At 68.8% G+C, this 17,037-nt stretch carries 20 protein-coding genes and 1 pseudogene; 7 read left to right on the top strand and 14 right to left on the bottom strand.

Going from position 1 to position 17,037, the window contains the following annotated elements:
- Positions 1 to 127: 127 nt before the first annotated feature.
- Positions 128 to 550 (bottom strand): hypothetical protein, encoded by a 423-nt coding sequence (locus ABZV44_RS45140; RefSeq protein WP_354851454.1) that lies wholly within the window; start codon positions 548 to 550, stop codon positions 128 to 130.
- A 91-nt stretch (positions 551 to 641) separates the two neighbouring features.
- On the opposite strand from ABZV44_RS45140, the gene ABZV44_RS45135 reads away from it, so the two are divergent.
- Positions 642 to 1,220: a TetR family transcriptional regulator gene (locus tag ABZV44_RS45135; RefSeq protein WP_354851451.1), complete on the top strand. Its 579-nt coding sequence runs from the start codon at positions 642 to 644 to the stop codon at positions 1,218 to 1,220.
- A 235-nt stretch (positions 1,221 to 1,455) separates the two neighbouring features.
- Here the strand turns inward: ABZV44_RS45135 and ABZV44_RS45130 are convergent, their stop codons facing one another.
- Positions 1,456 to 1,644 carry a hypothetical protein gene (locus ABZV44_RS45130; protein ID WP_040862127.1) on the bottom strand — a complete coding sequence of 63 codons (189 nt, stop codon included), beginning with the start codon at positions 1,642 to 1,644 and terminating at the stop codon, positions 1,456 to 1,458.
- Between the two features lie 69 nt (positions 1,645 to 1,713).
- Positions 1,714 to 1,947, bottom strand: coding sequence for a BldC family transcriptional regulator (locus ABZV44_RS45125; protein ID WP_051152909.1), 234 nt, complete (start codon positions 1,945 to 1,947; stop codon positions 1,714 to 1,716).
- A gap of 250 nt (positions 1,948 to 2,197) precedes the next feature.
- Between ABZV44_RS45125 and ABZV44_RS45120 the strand changes: the two genes are divergently transcribed.
- Positions 2,198 to 2,509, top strand: a complete 312-nt coding sequence (locus ABZV44_RS45120; protein ID WP_354851448.1) for a DUF4229 domain-containing protein — start codon at positions 2,198 to 2,200, stop codon at positions 2,507 to 2,509.
- Positions 2,506 to 3,591: a PLP-dependent cysteine synthase family protein gene (locus ABZV44_RS45115; RefSeq protein WP_354851446.1), complete on the top strand. Its 1,086-nt coding sequence runs from the start codon at positions 2,506 to 2,508 to the stop codon at positions 3,589 to 3,591. Before ABZV44_RS45120 ends, ABZV44_RS45115 begins: the two co-directional genes overlap by 4 nt.
- Positions 3,592 to 3,629: 38 nt before the next feature.
- Here ABZV44_RS45115 and ABZV44_RS45110 read toward each other — a convergent pair whose 3' ends face one another.
- Positions 3,630 to 4,514 (bottom strand): helix-turn-helix domain-containing protein, encoded by an 885-nt coding sequence (locus tag ABZV44_RS45110; protein WP_354851443.1) that lies wholly within the window; start codon positions 4,512 to 4,514, stop codon positions 3,630 to 3,632.
- A 274-nt stretch (positions 4,515 to 4,788) separates the two neighbouring features.
- Between ABZV44_RS45110 and ABZV44_RS45105 the strand changes: the two genes are divergently transcribed.
- The 3 genes from ABZV44_RS45105 (at position 4,789) to ABZV44_RS45095 (ending at position 6,051) form a co-directional block, all read left to right on the top strand.
- On the top strand, positions 4,789 to 5,010 hold the full coding sequence (locus ABZV44_RS45105; RefSeq protein ID WP_040813561.1) for a hypothetical protein: 222 nt from the start codon (positions 4,789 to 4,791) through the stop codon (positions 5,008 to 5,010).
- Positions 5,010 to 5,600: a Clp protease N-terminal domain-containing protein gene (locus tag ABZV44_RS45100; RefSeq protein ID WP_354851440.1), complete on the top strand. Its 591-nt coding sequence runs from the start codon at positions 5,010 to 5,012 to the stop codon at positions 5,598 to 5,600. Before ABZV44_RS45105 ends, ABZV44_RS45100 begins: the two co-directional genes overlap by 1 nt.
- A gap of 70 nt (positions 5,601 to 5,670) precedes the next feature.
- Complete coding sequence (locus ABZV44_RS45095; protein ID WP_354851437.1) at positions 5,671 to 6,051, top strand: phage holin family protein; 381 nt, start codon at positions 5,671 to 5,673, stop codon at positions 6,049 to 6,051.
- Positions 6,052 to 6,068: 17 nt separating this feature from the next.
- Here the strand turns inward: ABZV44_RS45095 and ABZV44_RS45090 are convergent, their stop codons facing one another.
- Together ABZV44_RS45090 and ABZV44_RS45085 are read right to left on the bottom strand one after the other, a co-directional pair.
- Positions 6,069 to 6,938, bottom strand: a complete 870-nt coding sequence (locus ABZV44_RS45090; protein WP_354851434.1) for a 1,4-dihydroxy-2-naphthoate polyprenyltransferase — start codon at positions 6,936 to 6,938, stop codon at positions 6,069 to 6,071.
- A 71-nt stretch (positions 6,939 to 7,009) separates the two neighbouring features.
- Entirely contained in the window at positions 7,010 to 7,465 is a 456-nt protein-coding gene (locus tag ABZV44_RS45085; RefSeq protein ID WP_354851431.1) for an SRPBCC family protein, read from the bottom strand.
- A gap of 214 nt (positions 7,466 to 7,679) precedes the next feature.
- Between ABZV44_RS45085 and ABZV44_RS45080 the strand changes: the two genes are divergently transcribed.
- Entirely contained in the window at positions 7,680 to 11,255 is a 3,576-nt protein-coding gene (locus ABZV44_RS45080) for a BTAD domain-containing putative transcriptional regulator (RefSeq protein WP_354851428.1), read from the top strand.
- 40 nt (positions 11,256 to 11,295) lie between these two features.
- Here the strand turns inward: ABZV44_RS45080 and ABZV44_RS45075 are convergent, their stop codons facing one another.
- From ABZV44_RS45075 to ABZV44_RS45040, 8 genes and pseudogenes are all read right to left on the bottom strand, one after another.
- Positions 11,296 to 12,135 carry an ABC transporter permease gene (locus tag ABZV44_RS45075; RefSeq protein ID WP_354851425.1) on the bottom strand — a complete coding sequence of 280 codons (840 nt, stop codon included), beginning with the start codon at positions 12,133 to 12,135 and terminating at the stop codon, positions 11,296 to 11,298.
- On the bottom strand, positions 12,132 to 13,142 hold the full coding sequence (locus tag ABZV44_RS45070) for an ATP-binding cassette domain-containing protein (RefSeq protein ID WP_354851422.1): 1,011 nt from the start codon (positions 13,140 to 13,142) through the stop codon (positions 12,132 to 12,134). The genes ABZV44_RS45075 and ABZV44_RS45070 overlap by 4 nt, the downstream gene beginning before the upstream one ends.
- A 149-nt stretch (positions 13,143 to 13,291) precedes the next feature.
- Entirely contained in the window at positions 13,292 to 14,428 is a 1,137-nt protein-coding gene (menE, locus tag ABZV44_RS45065) for an o-succinylbenzoate--CoA ligase (RefSeq protein WP_354851456.1), read from the bottom strand.
- Positions 14,429 to 14,537: 109 nt separating this feature from the next.
- A complete protein-coding gene (locus tag ABZV44_RS45060; RefSeq protein ID WP_354851420.1) occupies positions 14,538 to 14,897 on the bottom strand; it encodes a DUF3349 domain-containing protein in 360 nt (119 codons plus the stop codon).
- A gap of 25 nt (positions 14,898 to 14,922) precedes the next feature.
- Positions 14,923 to 15,192: a hypothetical protein gene (locus ABZV44_RS45055; RefSeq protein ID WP_354851418.1), complete on the bottom strand. Its 270-nt coding sequence runs from the start codon at positions 15,190 to 15,192 to the stop codon at positions 14,923 to 14,925.
- 9 nt (positions 15,193 to 15,201) lie between these two features.
- Positions 15,202 to 16,419 carry an inorganic phosphate transporter gene (locus ABZV44_RS45050; RefSeq protein WP_354851415.1) on the bottom strand — a complete coding sequence of 406 codons (1,218 nt, stop codon included), beginning with the start codon at positions 16,417 to 16,419 and terminating at the stop codon, positions 15,202 to 15,204.
- Between the two features lie 95 nt (positions 16,420 to 16,514).
- The gene (locus ABZV44_RS45045; protein ID WP_354851412.1) at positions 16,515 to 16,904 is read right to left on the bottom strand and encodes a VOC family protein; all 390 of its coding nucleotides are present in this window, start codon (positions 16,902 to 16,904) and stop codon (positions 16,515 to 16,517) included.
- 40 nt (positions 16,905 to 16,944) lie between these two features.
- A pseudogene (locus ABZV44_RS45040) lies at positions 16,945 to 17,037 on the bottom strand (1,4-dihydroxy-2-naphthoyl-CoA synthase); the annotation flags it as partial.

Below are 17,037 nucleotides of genomic sequence, written 5' to 3'. Positions count from 1 at the left end.
GAGGGGGGTGGGGGTGTTCGCCTAAAACCACCGGCGCAGGGGGTAAGTGGACGCCCTAATACAGTGCGGGGGTTGGGGTCCGGGCGGGGCGGGGGGGGCGGGGGGGCCCCCCCCCCCCGGACCGTCGTCAGTTGGCGGCCGCGGTGACCGCCGCGATCAGCGCCTCGCCGGTGTAGGCGCGGCCGCCGATGCCCCAGGCGCCGTCGAGGGCATTGAGGATATTGACCCAGATGTCCTCGCGCCGATGGCCTGCGGTGGTGAGCCCCGCGACGATGTCGGTGGCCGCGGTGATGAAGGCCGCGCGGGCGTCCGGGTCGGGCAGACCGATATTGGGCAGCTTGAGTTCGACCATGACGATCGGCCGGTTCTCGCCGCCCGCGTAGATGTCCTCCGCCGGCAGCAGGTGCACGCTGCCGCCGATGATTCCGGTGAAGAAGTCATTGCCGGCGCCGCCGCTGACCTCGGCCAGGGCCGCGGTGAGGGCGGGCAGGATCTCGCGTTCGCCGCGGGCGGTGAGGACGCCGCGCGGTGCGGTCACGGTGATGGGCACTGGGCTCTCCGTTCTCGAGATGCTAGTACGGACGTACTAGCGAGTCGAGTGTGTACTAGGATGGGCGTACTAGTCAATGGTGGGAGGAAGAATGGCGGCGACCACGCGGGATCGGATGATCGACGCGGCCATCGACGCGCTGCAGAAGAAGGGTGTCGCGGGTATGTCCTTCACCGCGGTCCTGGACGCCAGCGGCGCCGCGCGCGGCGCGATCTACCACCACTTCCCCGGCGGCAAGGCCGAACTGGTGGCGACGGCCGCCGCCCGCAACGGCGATCAGGTGCGCGAGCATCTGGCCGCGCTACCGGCCCCCGACCCGGTGACTCTCGTCGAGTCCTTCCTCGCTCTGGTCCGCCCGGTGGTGGCCGCCTCGGCCGACGGCGCGGGCTGCGCCGTCGCCGCCGTCACCGTGGACCCCGACAGCGGCGACCTGCGCGCCGTGGCCGCCACCGCCTTCGATTCCTGGACAACCACTCTCGCCGAGCGTCTGACCGCCGCCGGCGCGGACCCGGCCACCGCCGCGGACCTGGCGACCACCCTGCTCACCCTGCTGCAGGGCGCGCACGTGCTCTGCCGCGCCGCGGGCGAGATCGAGCCCTTCGATCGAATGGCGCGCGCCGCAACGGATCTCGTCCGCCACCGCTTCGCGCCGGGCGCTCAGGAGCACTGAATCAACTGGTTCGCCCCGATATTTCCGATGATCCGGATCCGGAGCTGTCCGACAAGATCAAGGCGCTGCATCTGCGCAAGGTCGAGATGTATCCCGAATGGGAGCAGCTCATGGCCACCATCCCCGAGGTGGCCTTCGCGTGATACGACGCGTCCCCCGTGGGTCCGGTGGTGCGGATCCGCGGGGGACGGTCACATCTGTCTATATGGCAATCTGGTTGGCGAGCTTCGGTCATTCAGGTGGATTCGCCGTCACGATGCTCCCGGGAGAGCTTGGCGAGGAAATCCGGATCATCTTCGGGACCGATAACGCGGTTGCGCCGAGTGGGTGCTGGGCCGGTGCCGGCCGATCGCTGGGGTCCGAAAGCCTTCCAGCACAGCATCGCGATGGCCACTACCGCGATGAGTGCCAACAGGTACGTCACGTCGCTCACCTCCTGACAACGAGGGTAATCCGAGTGCGTACCCGCGGCACCTGAAGCGGGAAATAGGTGTTACACGCGGGTGGCCTCGGTGGTGAGGGACCGCAGGAGTTGCAGAACTTCTGATTCGCGGAACCGGCGGTGGCCGCCCGGAGTCCGCAGGGAGCCGAGCCGACCTGCGTGAGCCCAACGGGTCACGGTCTTCGGATCGACGTGGAACAGGGCAGCGACCTGGCCTGGGGTGAGCAGAGTGTCCTGGCCGTTGACGGAACCCAATGCGCGGCTCGCCGCGGTGAACGCAGTCATTCGCAAACCTTTCCGTTTCGACAGATCCCTCATCAGTAGCGACATCGTTGCACTGGACCCCCTGGGTGTTCGAACGGTCTCGCTTTGGTAAAGGGGAAGTAATAGACAAAACGGATATCCGTTATGTGTTTACGGTCACTTTTGGCGCTAATGCAGCGAACTACCAGCGACATACGGGCTGGTCGGATTAGTTTTCGGCCGGGCGAGGGCCGCGGCGGCGCCCGAACCCCCGTCACCTAGGCTGTTCTGCGTGAGTGATGCAACCCGGCCCGAAGGTGCGGGCCGCCGCCTGGCACGCAGTTTGGCTATCTACACGGTGGCCCGGCTCGGCCTGGTCGCCGTCATCACCGCGATCATCATGGGCGTCGCCGCCGTGGTGAAAGTGGCCATTCCCCTCATCGTGGCCCTGCTGTTCGGGCTGCTCATCGCGATGCCGCTGTCGCTGCTGCTGTTCAAGAAGCTGCGTACCCAGGTCAACAAGGACATCGCGGCGGTGGACGCCAAGCGCCGCCGGGACCGTGACCAACTGATGTCGAGACTGCAGGGCAAGGACGAGCAGTGAAACGCTGCGACCGCAGCGCACCCAGGGACTGGGTCGACGATGCGGTCCGGCTCATCGACGCCGACACCCAGCGCAGCGCGGACACCCATCTGCTGCGCTATCCCCTGCCGCCGGAGTGGGGCGTCCAGCTCTATCTGAAGGACGAATCCACCCATCCGACCGGCAGTCTCAAACACCGCCTGGCGAGATCGCTGTTCCTGTACGCCATCTGCAACGGCCGGGTGACCGAGGGCACCACCGTGGTGGAGGCCTCCTCGGGATCGACGGCCATCAGCGAGGCGTATTTCGCCAAGATGCTGGGCCTGGACTTCGTGGCTGTGGTCCCGGCCAGGACCTCGCCGGAGAAGCTGGCGCTCATCGAGGCGCAGGGCGGTCGCTGCCACCTGGTCGAACGCGCACCCGATATCTATACGGAGGCAGCGCGTCTGGCGGACGAGACCGGCGGCCACTATATGGACCAGTTCACCAATGCCGAGCGGGCCACCGACTGGCGAGGCAACAACAACATCGCCGAGTCCATCTTCGAGCAGATGACTCTGGAGTCGCACCCGGTGCCGGAGTGGGTCGTGGTGGGCGCGGGGACCGGCGGGACCAGCGCGACCATCGGCCGCTACCTGCGCTACAAGCGGCACGCGACCCGGCTGGCCGTGGTGGATCCGGAGAACTCGGCCTTCTATGGCGGCTACGAGGTCGACGACCTGGACTATCAGACCGGAATGCCGTCCCGGATCGAGGGCATCGGGCGGCCGCGGGTGGAGCCGTCGTTCGTGCCCAGCGTGGTGGACTGCATGATCGAGGTGCCCGACGCGGCCTCGGTGGCGACCGCCAGGCACGCGAGCGCGGTGCTGGGCCGGCGCGTGGGCGGGTCCACGGGCACCAATCTGTGGGGGGCCTTTGCCCTGATTGCCGACATGATCGCCGCGAACCGTACCGGCAGTGTGGTGACGCTGCTCTGTGATGGCGGAGACCGTTATGCCGGAACCTATTTCAATGACGAATGGGTTGCCGACCAGGGGCTGAGCTTGACCGAGCCCACCGCGGTGCTGACCGAATTCATCGCCACCGGTACTTGGTCGGGATAGTTTTCGCACGGCACGACGGGTCGGGTGATATCGGTTGATCACCCATCGGAAAGATTGCTACTTATTTGCTGAAGCGGCTTCGTTGGACTCGGATCATTAGCGGGCACAGCGTTTTTCGCGCGTCTCGACGGGGTAGCAGGGCCTCCGGAAGCGTTAATAGACCTTGACGTTTCGGGGCGCTGCCGGACCACCGGACGGGTCACCGCGGTCGGTCGATCGACCGTGGTGCCGAGCATCAGGAGCCACGACTGCAGGCTCGATTGGGTGCGCCACAAATTGATGCGCAACTCGGTGATGGCCAGCGTGCGCGGCTCCCGCACCAGCTTGGTGAGATCGGTGCGCTCGACGGCGATCGTGTCCGAGCGCCACAGCAGTGCGAAGCCCGAATCGGTGAGGCAGTTCTCGAGGATCTGGCGGCCGCGCTCGTCATCGTCGCTGCGGGCCAGCTGCATACGAAACCGACCGGCTGCCATTCGCACTTCGGTATCCCAGTTCACCATGACGGTGCGCGAGATCGGATTGAAGATCAGCCATTCCAGGTAGTTCACTCCCGGGACGAGTTCCGGAAAGTACTCCTGGTGTGCGGCATTGGCCGCGACGGTGTCCCAGAGCTCGGTGATGTACGCGCCGATGGCGGGGTTGAGCAGATCCAGGTACTCCCGGTCGGCGGGGGTGGGGTGGTCGGCCTCGAGGCGCGGCAGCGGCCCCTCGGCCAGCGCCAGCGCATACTCGAATTCGGCCGGCGGCAGTTTCAGTGCGGTGCAGAGGGATTCGATGACCCGCCGGGACGGAGTGGTCCCGCCCTCGATCTTGGTCAGGTAGGGGACCGAGAGGTTGGCCAGCCAGGCCAGTTGGGGACGCGTGAGATTCGCGGTGGTGCGGCGTTGGCGAATGTATTCGCCGAACGCGGGAACTCCATCCATTACTTGGGCAGACCTTACTTGTATGGCCGTCGGGTACGCGCGCGGTTGCCGATGGATGCCCGCACGGTCCCCGGGGGTGTGGGCGGTGCGGCCTTCCGTTCTGCTCCAATAGTTTGAAGCAACAACAAACCAGAAGTGCGGGGTGGGGTCGTCAACGCCTGGGGGCCTGTGGCTTTCGGCCTGTCGCGCGACGACGCACTGCTGCCGGCGAACACCTTTCCGATTGTGTCAATTTTCGTTGACACGCCGCGGGTGTCAACGTAAATTGACACTCATGAGTGAAGCAACGACTCTGGCGGCCGCCGCCGGCAGCCCCGACCCCCAGGTCGGGCTCCGCGCGGTGCTGGCACTGCGTCGGTTGCTCGAGCGGCTCGAGGCCATACAGGTCGGCAATGCCCGCAAGCAGGGCTGGTCCTGGCAGGCCATCGCGGACGCGCTCGAGGTCAGCCGGCAGGCGGTCCACCAGAAGTACAACCGGAAGGGCGGTATCCGCTGATGTTCGAACGATTCGACAAGGCGGCCAGACACGCGGTCGTCATGGCCCAGGAGGAGGCCCGCGACCTGTGCTCGTCAACCATCGAGGTCGAGCACATGCTGCTGGGTCTGCTCGTCAGCCCCGACCATGGTCTGCGGGAAATCCTTGCGGCACACGGTCTCACCGCCGAAGGCGTACGAGACGCGGTGGCCCGCAAGCGGACCGGAGAGCCGCTCGGTGCGGAGGACGCGGCCGCCCTGCGTTCCATCGGCATCGACCTCGACGCCGTGCGCGAGAGCCTGGAGGCCACCTTCGGCGAGAACGCCCTCGACCAGGCGGCCGTGCCCGCCGAGCAATCGCGCTGGGGCAAGTACTGGGGCGCGGAAGGCGGCCCGCGCGGCCACATTCCCTTCACCAAGGACGCCAAGAAGGTCATCGAGCTGTCCCTGCGTGAGGCGGTGTCGCGCAAGGACAATCGCATCGAGGCCGGGCACATGATGCTGGCCGTGCTGCGCGCGCCCAATGCCGTCACCCGCCGCCTGCTCGGCGACGACGAGGCGATGCGCGTCCTGCGTGATGCGGTGTCCGGCTATCTCGACCGCGCGGCCTGATCCGGCCCGCGTAGCGACCGCCCTACCCGGATGTCCGGCCCGCGAGTTGATCTCGCCCTACGATCGGGGCATGACGCTACTGATACGTCTGCTGATCAACGGGGTGGCCATCTGGCTGGCCGCCGCCTGGGTGAACGGCATCGAGATCAAGACCCCCGAGGACACCACCCAGAGCAAGATCCTGGTGATCGCGGCCATCACGGTGGTGTTCGCCCTGGTGAACACGCTGGTGAAACCGATCGTGAAGGTGCTCTCGTTCCCCTTCATCGTGGTCTCGCTGGGCCTGTTCCTGCTGGTGATCAACGCGCTCATGCTGTGGCTGACCGCGAAGATCACGGGCACCACGGATTACGGCCTGCGGGTGGACGGCTTCTGGGCCGCGGTGCTCGGCGGCATCATCATCTCGCTGGTGAACTGGGTGCTCGGCATCCTGGTCCCGGACGAGGACTGAGACCGGCCGGCCGTCGATCAGACGACGGCCAGCGCCACGGCCACCACGGCCGACCAGACCAGCATCGCCTGACCGGTACCGGCAAGGGCGGGAATCAATCCCGGACCGTTCTTGCCGGTCCGCACCGGCTCGTTGGCGCGGACCGCCAGCGGCAGTGCGACCAGCGCGGCCAGGGTCCACGGGCTGCGCCAGACCAGCAGTGCGAGCGCCAGGAACGGGATCAGGATCAGCACCATGTGCAGGGTGCGGGTGTGCGCGTCGCCCAGCCGCACCGCCAGGGTGAGCTTGCCCGATTCGGTATCGGTGGGAATGTCGCGCAGGTTGTTGGTGACCAGCACCGCGCTGGAGAACGCGCCGACGGACACCGCGCACACCAGGCCCGCCCAGTCCACCCGCCCGGCCTGCACGAACTCGGTGCCCAGCACCGCCACCAGGCCGAAGAACACGAACACCGCGATCTCACCGAAACCGCTGTAGCCGTACGGGTTCCGGCCGCCGGTGTAGAACCACGCCCCGGCCAGGCAGGCCGCGCCCACCAGCAGCAGCCACCAGGCGCTGGTGATCACCAGCACCAGGCCGATGACCGCGCCGACCGCGAGGCAGGCGATGGCGGCATTGCGCACCGCGGCCGGGGCCGCCAGCTTGGAGCCGACCAGCCGCAGCGGGCCGACCCGCTCGTCATCGGTGCCGCGAATGCCGTCGGAGTAGTCGTTGGCGTAGTTGACGCCGATGATCAGCGCCACCGAAAGCAGCAGGCACAGTATCGCTTTCCACCACACGAACCCGTCGATCGAGGCGGCCGCCCCCGTGCCCGCCAGAACCGGGGCGATGGCATTCGGGAGGGTACGCGGCCGAGCGCCCTCGATCCACTGTGCTGCTGTAGCCATGCTTGGCAGCCTAGTGCGAGAGTCGGTGGCCGCGCCCGCCCGAGTGCCCGGGATGGCGGCGCCGGCCTCGGTCAGCTTTCAGCCGTGGCCTTGAGCTGGGCCAGCCCCTTCTCGAAGTCCTTGCCGACCAGGCGATCCATCGGGAACAGTTTGCCGATGATGGCCATCGGGCCGTTCTGCGTGCCGGTCATGCGCCAGGTCACCGCGGTGGTGTCGCCCTGCGGGCGGAATTCGAAGGTGACCTGGTTGGTCGCCTTGAACGGCTTCTCGAAGTGCAGCTTGATGCCGATGGCGTTGGAGGTGGCGGAGGTGATCTCCATATCACCGCGGCCGGCCTTGCGGTTGCCGCTCCAGGAATAGCGCGCGCCGATGCCGCGATCGGCCCCGCTGTAGACGCGCTCCATGGCGGGATCGGTGTCCTCCCACGGCGACCACTGGCGCCACTGGTGGAAGTCGTCGACGAGTGCCTGGACCTGTGCGGGATCGGCCTTGATGACCGTTTCCCGGCGAATGTCGAATTCGGCCATGGCATGAGGGTAGGTGCTGCTGGCGCCGAATGGGCCTCGCCGTCGATAAACCGGTTGAGCCGGCCCGGCGTGTCGGGTAAGCACGGGTCCCGTGTGACGGCCCGGCACCGGCCGTGCGCATCCGGCGACCACCCGCCCGCTCACCTACGATTGGCAAGGAATGAATTCGCACAACGGCAGTTCGAGCAGCACGGGAAGCGCGCGGGTGGCGAACGTGGGCGACTCGACCCTGGTGGCCCTGCTGGGCGAGATCGCACTGCGCCGCGACGGTGCGCTGACCGCCGTACCCGGTGCGCGGGCCCGGCTGCTGGTGGCGGCACTGGCCGTGCACCCAGGCCGCAGTCGCAGCGCGCAGGCGCTCATCGACGACGTCTGGGGCGAGGACCCGCCGCGCGCGCCCATGAACGCGCTGCACACCCAGGTCTCGCGACTGCGCTCGGCGCTGCCGGAGGGCGCGCTCGAAATCGGTCCCGCCGGATACCGTCTGGTCCTGGCGCCCGAGCAGGTCGATCTGTCGCTGGCCCAGCAGCTGGAAAGGCAAGCCCGCCAAGCCCATATCGCCGGCGACGGCCTCGCCTGCCTGGACCTGGTGGCCGCGGCCCGCGCGCTCTGGCGCGGCGAACCCGCCGCCGACCTGCCGCCCGGTCCCGTCGCCGAGGAACTCGCCACCCTGGCGGCCACCCGCCGCCGCGCGCTGGACGCGCTGGAGCTGACCGCCCGCGAAGCCGTCGGTGACCTGCCCGCCGCCATCGAACTGGCCCAGCAGGCCGTGGTCGCCGACCCGCTGGACGAGCCCGCCCACGGCACCCTCATGCGCCTGCTCGCCGCGGCGGGCCGCACCACCGAGGCCCTCGACGTCTTCGCTACCCTGCGCACCCGGCTGGTCGACCAGCTCGGCGCCGACCCGGGCCCGGCGCTGGTCGCCCTGAATACCGCGATCCTGCGCGGTGAACCGCTGCCCGGGCAGCCGGTGGCGCCGATCGGCAGTGCTGGTGGCGCGCAAGGACATTCGGCGATAGCGCCCGAATCCGGGGTGGTCCGGCCCAGCGCCTTCGCGCCCTCAGCCGACGGCGGCGTCCGGCCGGATGGGCCCGCCGGCGCGGCCGAGCACAGACTGACCGTAGTGCCCGGCGTGGCCGGTGGGATCGGCTTCGGCAGTGACGGTTCCGCGGCGATCGGACAGGTGGCATCGATCGATGGCCGTTCGTCCGGTCACGCGCGCACCGCGGGCCGTGCTGCGGGATCCGCCCGGGCGGCCGAGGCACGAGAACTGGTGGGCGAGAACGCTATCGGACTGCGTGCCGCACCGAATCCGCTGCTGGGCCGGGAGGCCGACCTGGCAGCGCTGGAGGAGATCCTGCGGTCCTCGCGGGTGGTCACCGTGCTCGGTCCGGGCGGGACCGGGAAGACCCGGATCGCCAACGAACTGGGTGCGCGGATAGCGCACGAGACCGCGGTGATGCTGGTGGAATTGGCCTCGCTGCGTTCGGAATCCGACGGTGCGGCCGAAACCCGCGACGAGATCGAGGTCGCCATCGCGACCACCCTCGGCGTGGCCGATGTCGTCTGGGAGACGAACGTGCTGCGGCAGGTGCGGGGCCGCGATATCCGGCAGAAACTGCGGGAGGCTCTCGGGGCGCGCCCGGTACTGCTGATCCTCGACAACTGCGAACACCTCATCGAACCGGTGGCCGAGGTGGTCGCCGATCTGGTCGGGGTGAGCGATCAGCTGACCGTGCTCACCACCAGCCGCGCACCGCTGGAGATCACGGCCGAGGCGGTGTATCCGTTGCCGCCGTTGACCATCGACGCCGCCGGGTCACCCGCCACCGACCTGTTCGAGGCGCGGGCCCGAGCGGTGCGCCCGTCGGTGCGGCTGGATCCGGAGGTGATGGCCAGACTCTGCCGCAACCTCGACGGACTGCCGCTGGCCATCGAACTGGCGGCGGCGCGGGTGCGCACCATGAGCGTCGAGGAGATCGAATCCCGCCTCGACCATCGATTCGCCCTGCTGCGCAGCGGAGATCGCAGTTCCCCGCGGCGGCATCGCACATTGCACGCGGTGATCGAGTGGAGCTGGAACCTGCTCGACGAGCCACAGCGGGTGGCGCTGCGCCGGCTGTGCCGATTTCCCGCCGGATTCACGCTGGCCGCCGCCGAATGTCTGCTGGCCGGGCCGGAGATCGATGATCCCGCCATGGCCGTCGACGGTCTGGTGAGCCAGTCGCTGCTGACGGTGCTGGAGGACGAGGAGGGCGGCACCCGCTATCGGATGCTGGAGACCGTCCGCGAGTTCGGTGAGGAGCAGCTGGCCTTCACCGGCGAAGCCGGCCTGGTCATGGACCGAATGTCGAAGTGGGCCAGGGAATTCGCGGTCGACACCGCGCAGCGGTACGACACCACCGAACAGGTGTCGGCGGTGCTGGCCCTGAGCGCGGACATGGACAACCTGATCGCCGTGCTGCGCTACGCGCTGGAGCGGCACGATCCCCAGACCGTGCACACGGTGTTCCCGACCCTGGCCGGACTCTGGGTGTTGCGCGGCGCGCACGCCGAACTGATCAGCTGGTCGCCGCGCGTCATCGCGTTGCCGCCCACGACCTTTCCGGAGGTCGCGGCGGAGACCGACCTCTACATCCACGGTCAGTTGATGCTCGGCATGCACCTCATGTTCGGCGCCTCCGACCTGCGCGCGGTGGGGCGGGTGCGGACCACGATCCGGCGCATTCTGGCATCGGGCGCGCCGATGAGCCCGGTCGCACGGTATCTCGGCGAACTGATCACCCGGTCCCGCAACACCACCCAGCTGGCCCGGAGATTGAGCGCGGGCGTGCGGTCGCCGGATGAGCAGATCCAGCTCGCGGCCCTGCTGCTGCGCGCGAACCTGTGCGAGAACAACGGTATGGCGTACCGCTCGATCAAGGACGCCGAGATCGCCATGCGCATCAGCGGCGACCGGGACACCTGGGGCACCGCCATGACCACGCAGCACCTCGGCAGCATGCACGGCCAGTCGGCGCGCTACACCGAGGCGGTCGGGTATTACCGGCGGGCCGTCGAACTGCTCGAGGAACTGCGGGCGTGGGACGAAGCCGTGGAGGTCCGCGGCCTGCTGGCCATCTCACTGGCGGGCACCGGGCAGCCCGCGGCGGCCCGGCAGGCCCTCGAACCGGCCCTCGGGGTGGTCGGCGATCTGCCCCTCGACGCGCCGGTGACCAAGCCCAACCACCGGATCGCCGCCGTCGCGGCCGCACTGGCGGAAATCGAACTCGCCGAAGGGGATATCGACACCGGGCTGCGTCGCTTCCGGCAGGTGCCCGCGCTGATGGACTGGCCGCACAATGTCGGAATGCCGGGACCGGCGACCCTGATCTTCGTGTCCGCCGTCATCGATGCCCACGTGCTGTCCGGCCGGGTCGAGCAGGTGGACCGGACCGCGGCGGAACTCGCCGATGTCGCGGTCCGCGTGATCGGCGGCCAGTTCTGGGATCTACCGCAGATCGGCTCGATGAGCTGCGCGATCGGCACCTACCTGCTCGCCACCGGGCAGCACGTCGAGCGCGGTCTGGACCTGATCCTCCTGACGCCGAAGGTGTTCGGCCGCCAGGACTATCCGTCGATGCAGTGGCAGCGGCACCTGGACCTGCACCGCGCCGCGGTGGGGCAGGAGCGGATCACCGCCGCGCTGAATTCGGTTGCGGGACTGGGGCGTCGCACGGCCGCCGAGCGGATCATGGTTCACCTGAGGGCGATCGCCGGCACCCGACGCGAAACGCCCGCCCACCGGTGACCGGTGGACGGGCGTCCCAACCGCGGGGCGAGCGGCCGCGTCAGGCGCGGCGCATGTACGCCTTCACCGCGAGCGGGGCGAAGATCGCGATCACGACGATGGAGCCGATGATCGAGTACGCCACGTTCGAGCTGTAGATATTGCTGTTCATCAGCTCTCGGGCCGCATTGACCATGTAGTAGATCGGGTTGGCCTTGTTGAGGCCCTGCAGCCAGCCCGGCATGGTGGACACCTGGGCGAACGCGCCGGACATGAAGGTCAGCGGGAACATGATCATCATCGAGATGCCCTGCACCGCGGGCGCGCTCTTACCGGTGATGCCGATCAGCGCCCAGATCCAGCTGATCGCGAAGGAGCAGAACACCACCAGCAGACCGGCGACCACCACGGCCACGAACCCGCCGTGCGGGCGGTAGCCGAGAATCATGCCCATGACCACCGTCAGCACCGTGGCCAGGCCGTAGCGGACCATGTCCGCCAGCAGCGCCCCCGACAGTGCCGAAATGCGGGCGATGGGAAGGGATTTGAAGCGGTCGAAGACGCCCTTGTCCATGTCCTCGCGCAGCTGGGTGCCGGTGACCACCGAGGTCAGCACCACGGTCTGCACCAGCAGGCCGGGGATCAGCGTCGGCAGGTAGGCGCTCACGCTGCCCGCCATGGCCCCGCCGAAGATCCCGGCGAACAGCGCCGTGAACAGGATGGGCTGAACGGTGACGTCGAAGAGCTGTTCGGGATTGTGCTTGATCTTCAGCAGTCCGCGGTAGGCCATGGTGAACGAGTTCGCCACCGTCTGCCGGAACGGAATATGGTTGCTCACTTCGGGAATCGGTGCGACCGTGGCCGCGTGCCGCCCGGCGGGGGCGGAGAGAGTCGTGGTCATGCCGCGCTCCGTTCGGTGTCGTCGGTGTCGTCCTCGGCGGCGTGCCCGGTGAGTGCGAAGAACACTTCGTCCAGGCTCGGCTTGGCGACATTGATCTCGTCGATCCGGATGTCGTTCTCGCGCAACCGGATCAGGATGTCGGTGGTGATGCTGGGGTCGGGCAGGGGCGCGGTGATGCGGCCGGCCTCCGGGCTGATGGTGGCCTCGACGATCCGGCCCGCCGCGCGGGAGAGCACCTCGCCGACCACGATCCGGGCCGCTTCGATGCGGTCGCGATCGGTCAGCGTCAGCTGCAGCGCGGACAGCCCGACCGAGGACTTGAGTTCGTCGGAGGTGCCGTCGGCGATGACCTTGCCGTGGTCGATGACCGCGATCCGGTCGGCCAACTGGTCGGCCTCGTCCAGGTACTGGGTGGTGAGCAGCACGGTCGAGCCCTCGCTCACCAGCCGCCGGATGGTGTCCCACATCTGGGCGCGGGTGCGCGGGTCCAGGCCGGTGGTCGGCTCGTCCAGGAACAGCAGCGGCGGCCGCGCGATCAGACTGGCGGCCAGATCCAGGCGGCGCCGCATGCCGCCGGAGAAGTTCTCCAGCGCCTTGTCGGCGGCCTCGGTCAGGCCGAATTCCTCGAGCAGCTCGGCCGACTTGCGCCGCGACTCGGTCTTCGACAGGCCCAGCAGCCGCGAGAAGATCACCAGATTCTCGGTGGCCGTGAGCTTTTCGTCGACGGATGCGTACTGGCCGGTGACGCCGATCAGCGACCGCACCGCGGTGGGCTCGGCGACCACGTCGCGGCCGAAGATACGGGCGCTGCCGCCGTCCGGGCGGAGCAGGGTCGCGAGCATGCGGATGGTCGTGGTCTTGCCGGCCCCGTTGGGTCCCAGCACGCCGTAGACGGCACCCCGCGGCACCGCGAGACTCACGCCGTCGACGGCCCGCTGCTCCCCGAAGACCTTGACCAAGCCGTCCGCCTCGATGGCGGGAGTCTCAGCAGGTGTGTAAGAAGTCATGGCTACACCCTGCGGGGCTTGCCTTGCGCCCCCCTTGCACGGCGATTGCGTGCTCCGCGCAAGAGGTGAGCATCTTTGCGCAAGCGGCCATCACTTCGGCGCACGTGGCCATCAGCGTGGTGCGCGCGGACCGGACCGGGCCGCTGCGTTCAGTGCGTGGAATCCGCCAGCAGCAGCTGTCGCAGTTTGGCGCGGTCGGGTTTGCCCGGGCCCCGCAGCGGAAGTTCGTCCAGCACGGCCAGTTCGCGCGGGGCCGCGATGGCGTCGAGTTCGGCGACCACGTGGTCGCGCAGTTCGTCGAGGCTCGGCGCGATGGCGCCCGGAGCGGGCACGATGGCGGTGGCCACGCGCTGGCCGAGGCGGTCGTCGGGCAGGCCCAGCACCACGCACTCGGAGACCGCCGGGTGGGTGATGAGGACGGCCTCGACGACCTGGGGGATGACCAGCAGGCCACCGGTCATGATGGCCTCGTCGAGGCGGCCGGTGATGGTCAGCACGCCATTGTCGAGATGGCCGGCGTCCTCGGTCCGGAACCAGCCGGGTTCGGCGAAGGCGGGGTGGTCGGAGATATTGCGGTAGCCCTTGGCGATGGTGGCGCCGCCGAGCAGCACCCGCCCGTCCTCGATGCGTACCCGGGTGCCCGTCAGCGGTACTCCCTCGTACACACAGCCGCCGCACGTCTCGCTCATGCCGTAGGTGCGGAACACCGTGATGCCCGCCGCGCGGGCCCGGTCCAGCACCGGCTTCGGAGTGGCCGCGCCGCCGACCAGCACGCCGTCCAGGCCGGCCAGCGCCGCGGTGGCCGCCGGCTCGTCGAGGGCCTTGATCAGCTGGGTGGGGACCAGCGAGGTGTAGCGGCGCGGTCCGCGCATGCTCGCGATCGCGCCGACCAGGGCCTCGGGCAGGAAGCCGCCGGAGACGTCCAGCACGGTGGGCTCGGTCCCGGCCAGGATGCTGCGCAGCAGCACCTGGATGCCCGCGATGTGGTGGGTCGGCAGGGCCAGCAGCCACTGTCCGGGCCCGCCCAGGCGCTCATGGGTGGCGTCGCCGCTGGCCCGCAGATTGGCCGCGGTGAGCATGGCGCCCTTGGGATTTCCGGTGGTGCCGGAGGTGGTGACCACCAGGGCCACGTCGTCGTCGATCTCCTCGCCGGGGCGCAGGCTCCCGCTCAGGCGCTGGGTCTCGCGGCGGTCGGCGGTGGGTACCGGAAGCCAGGCCGGGCCGTTGCCCTCCAAGGCTTCTCGCAGATGCGGCAATACATCGCCCACCGCTGCGCCGGTGGGCATGGGGAGGATTCGGAGGGTATTGCTCACGTTCGCGATCGTGTCATTCCGTGGGGTGGCGGCGCGCGCTGGGGTCGGCGGCCGGATGTCGATGCTGCAGGGTCTCGTGCGGTCAGTCGGACGTCGGTGTCGCCGGCGGCCATCCACCGGCTGCGAGCCTGGAGGCCACCCGAGCGATATCGTCCTCGCCGGGCTGCTCCTTGGCAACTCGGGCGATCGCCGCCGCGATGTCGCCGCGCTCGATATCGGAGGCGGCCACCCGCTCGCGGATCAGCTGCTCCACCACCAGGTGCACCTCGTAGTCGGTGAGCCGCCGGTGCAGGACCGCGAGCAGCGCCACATAGTCCGACTGCGGAATGCCCTGCGGGTATCCGGCTTTCAGCCAGTCCAGCACCTTCTGCAACACGTTCTGACGCGGCTGCGGGGTGCGGGCCGGGTCGGCGGCGGCATTCGTTTGTTCGGGGGTGCTCACGAGCGTGCCTTTCGATGAGGCGGCGTCACGCGCCGAGCAGGTGAATTCCGAGTCGGGAGGCCAGGAAGCCGCGTGCGATGAAGAGCACACCGGCGATCACCGCGATCATGACCACCGCGAAGCAGAGCAGGGACGCGGCCAGGGCGGCGGTCCGGGTGGCTCCGGTCGCACCGTCGTCGACCTGGGAGCGGAAGCGGATGCCGACGGCGAACACGGTCGGCAGCCCGGCCCCGAAGATCAAGGCGGCCAGCACGACTCGCCACAGGTCGGAGAGGTTGTGCAGCAGGGTGTGCATCGCGGTCTCCTAGCCGATTCCGACGGTGTCGTCATTGCGGGGAGCGGCGGGGTTTGCACTGCGACCGTTCGCGGGGGCCGGGTCCGCTGCGCCACCCCACTCCTCGGTGACGTTGTGCGAGTTGACCACCGCGCGCTTGGACCGGAACCAGATGAACGCGGCCATGGCGATCAGCAGCGCCAGCACCACCAGCACGCCGGCCGTGCCGCCGATGCCGTGCAGGATGGCCCAGCAGATCGCGCCCGCCACGCCGGCCAGCGGCAGGGTCAGCACCCAGGCCACCACCATGCGGCCGAGCACGCCCCAGCGCACCTCCGCGCCCGGGCGGCCGATGCCGGAACCGAGGATGGATCCGGTCACCACCTGGGTGGTGGACAGCGGCAGGCCGAAGTGGGCCGAGGTGAGAATGATCGCCGCACTGGTGGATTCGGCGGCGAAGCCCTGCGGCGGCACGATGTCGACCAGGCCCTTGCCCAGGGTGCGGATGATGCGCCAGCCGCCGAGGCAGGTGCCGGCGGCCATGGCGATGGCGCAGGACACGATGACCCACAGCGGCAGCGGATCGCTGGCCTTGGCCGAGCCGTGCGCGATGAGCGCCAGGAAGATGATGCCCATGGTCTTCTGCGCGTCATTGGTGCCGTGCGCCAGCGAGACCAGGGAGGCGGTGCCGATCTGTCCCAAGCGGAAGCCGCGGGTCACGGTCCTCTCGTTGCTGTCCCGGGTGATCCGGTACACCACCCAGGAGGCGATGGAGGCCACCAGCGCCGCCACGATCGGGGAGAGCAGGGCCGGGATGATGATCTTGGCGAGCACACCCTTGCTGCCCGCCGTCCAGATCACCCCGTGCAGGCCCAGCGCCGCGATGGTCGAGCCGATGAGACCACCGAACAGCGCGTGCGAGGAACTCGACGGCAAACCCAACAACCAGGTGAACAGATTCCAGAGGATGCCGCCGACCAGTCCGGCGAAGACGATGTCCAGCAGGGCGCGGCCGCTCACCTCCGACAGGTCGACGATGCCCTCGGCGACCGTGGCGGCGACGGCGACGCTGAGGAACGCACCGACCAGATTCAGTGCTCCGGACAGGAGTACGGCGGTACGCGGGGCGAGGGCACCGGTGGCGATGGAGGTGGCCATCGCGTTCGCGGTGTCGTGAAATCCGTTTGTGAAGTCGAATGCCAAGGCTGTGCAAACAACGATCAGCAGAACGAGCAGTTCGGCAGACACACCGATCAGTTTGCGTCATGCTCTTTACGCTCCGTTAACCGGTGCCCCCGGACGCATTTCACAGTTACCGCCGTGCTAAGGGCGGTCGGCCGCGCTCAGTCGCCCCGGGTGTCGCGCCGGAGCGGGTGATTCGCCGGCACCTCGACGAGCACCAGCGGCGTCCCCTCGGGATCGCGGATCCACATCTCGATCAGACCCCACGGTTCGCGCTCCGGCGCGCGGTCGATGATGACCCCGCGCAGCGCGAGTTCCGCGGCGGCGTCGTCACAGTCGCGCACCTGTAGCCAGATGGCGCCGGCGAACCCGCTCGGAGCATCGTCCGCGCGCCCGTGCCCGGCCACCTCGATCAGTGACTGCCCCGCGAAAAACACCGTCCCGCCCGGATACTCGCGGGCAATGGCCAGCTCCAGCGCATCGCGATAGAACTCGACCGTCCGCTCGTAGTCGCGGGGCCGCAGGATTACCCGACTGCTCAGTATCTCCATGAGTGCAGCATGACAGCTTGCCGTTTGCTGCGGTCCGGGTTCAGAAGTACCAGGGGTAGGGCTTCCAGTCGGGTTCGCGCTTTTCGAGGAAGGCGTCGCGGCCCTCGACGGCTTCGTCGGTCATGTAGGCCAG

The organism is Nocardia sp. NPDC004860 (genome assembly GCF_040609015.1).
Taxonomy (GTDB): Bacteria; Actinomycetota; Actinomycetes; order Mycobacteriales; family Mycobacteriaceae; genus Nocardia.
The sequence above is the reverse complement of the archived record's forward strand: the minus strand, read 5'-3'. Positions and strand labels throughout refer to the sequence as shown.

Excerpts from the sequence above, each read along its gene's own strand:
- ABZV44_RS45135 (WP_354851451.1), top strand. The coding sequence starts at position 642 with ATGGCGGCGACCACGCGGGATCGGATGATCGACGCGGCCATCGACGCG.
- ABZV44_RS45125 (WP_051152909.1), bottom strand. The coding sequence starts at position 1,947 with ATGACTGCGTTCACCGCGGCGAGCCGCGCATTGGGTTCCGTCAACGGC.
- ABZV44_RS45110 (WP_354851443.1), bottom strand. The coding sequence starts at position 4,514 with ATGGATGGAGTTCCCGCGTTCGGCGAATACATTCGCCAACGCCGCACC.
- ABZV44_RS45105 (WP_040813561.1), top strand. The coding sequence starts at position 4,789 with ATGAGTGAAGCAACGACTCTGGCGGCCGCCGCCGGCAGCCCCGACCCC.
- ABZV44_RS45100 (WP_354851440.1), top strand. The coding sequence starts at position 5,010 with ATGTTCGAACGATTCGACAAGGCGGCCAGACACGCGGTCGTCATGGCC.
- ABZV44_RS45095 (WP_354851437.1), top strand. The coding sequence starts at position 5,671 with ATGACGCTACTGATACGTCTGCTGATCAACGGGGTGGCCATCTGGCTG.
- ABZV44_RS45090 (WP_354851434.1), bottom strand. The coding sequence starts at position 6,938 with ATGGCTACAGCAGCACAGTGGATCGAGGGCGCTCGGCCGCGTACCCTC.
- ABZV44_RS45085 (WP_354851431.1), bottom strand. The coding sequence starts at position 7,465 with ATGGCCGAATTCGACATTCGCCGGGAAACGGTCATCAAGGCCGATCCC.
- ABZV44_RS45075 (WP_354851425.1), bottom strand. The coding sequence starts at position 12,135 with ATGACCACGACTCTCTCCGCCCCCGCCGGGCGGCACGCGGCCACGGTC.
- ABZV44_RS45070 (WP_354851422.1), bottom strand. The coding sequence starts at position 13,142 with ATGACTTCTTACACACCTGCTGAGACTCCCGCCATCGAGGCGGACGGC.
- menE (WP_354851456.1), bottom strand. The coding sequence starts at position 14,428 with ATGCCCACCGGCGCAGCGGTGGGCGATGTATTGCCGCATCTGCGAGAA.
- ABZV44_RS45055 (WP_354851418.1), bottom strand. The coding sequence starts at position 15,192 with ATGCACACCCTGCTGCACAACCTCTCCGACCTGTGGCGAGTCGTGCTG.
- ABZV44_RS45045 (WP_354851412.1), bottom strand. The coding sequence starts at position 16,904 with ATGGAGATACTGAGCAGTCGGGTAATCCTGCGGCCCCGCGACTACGAG.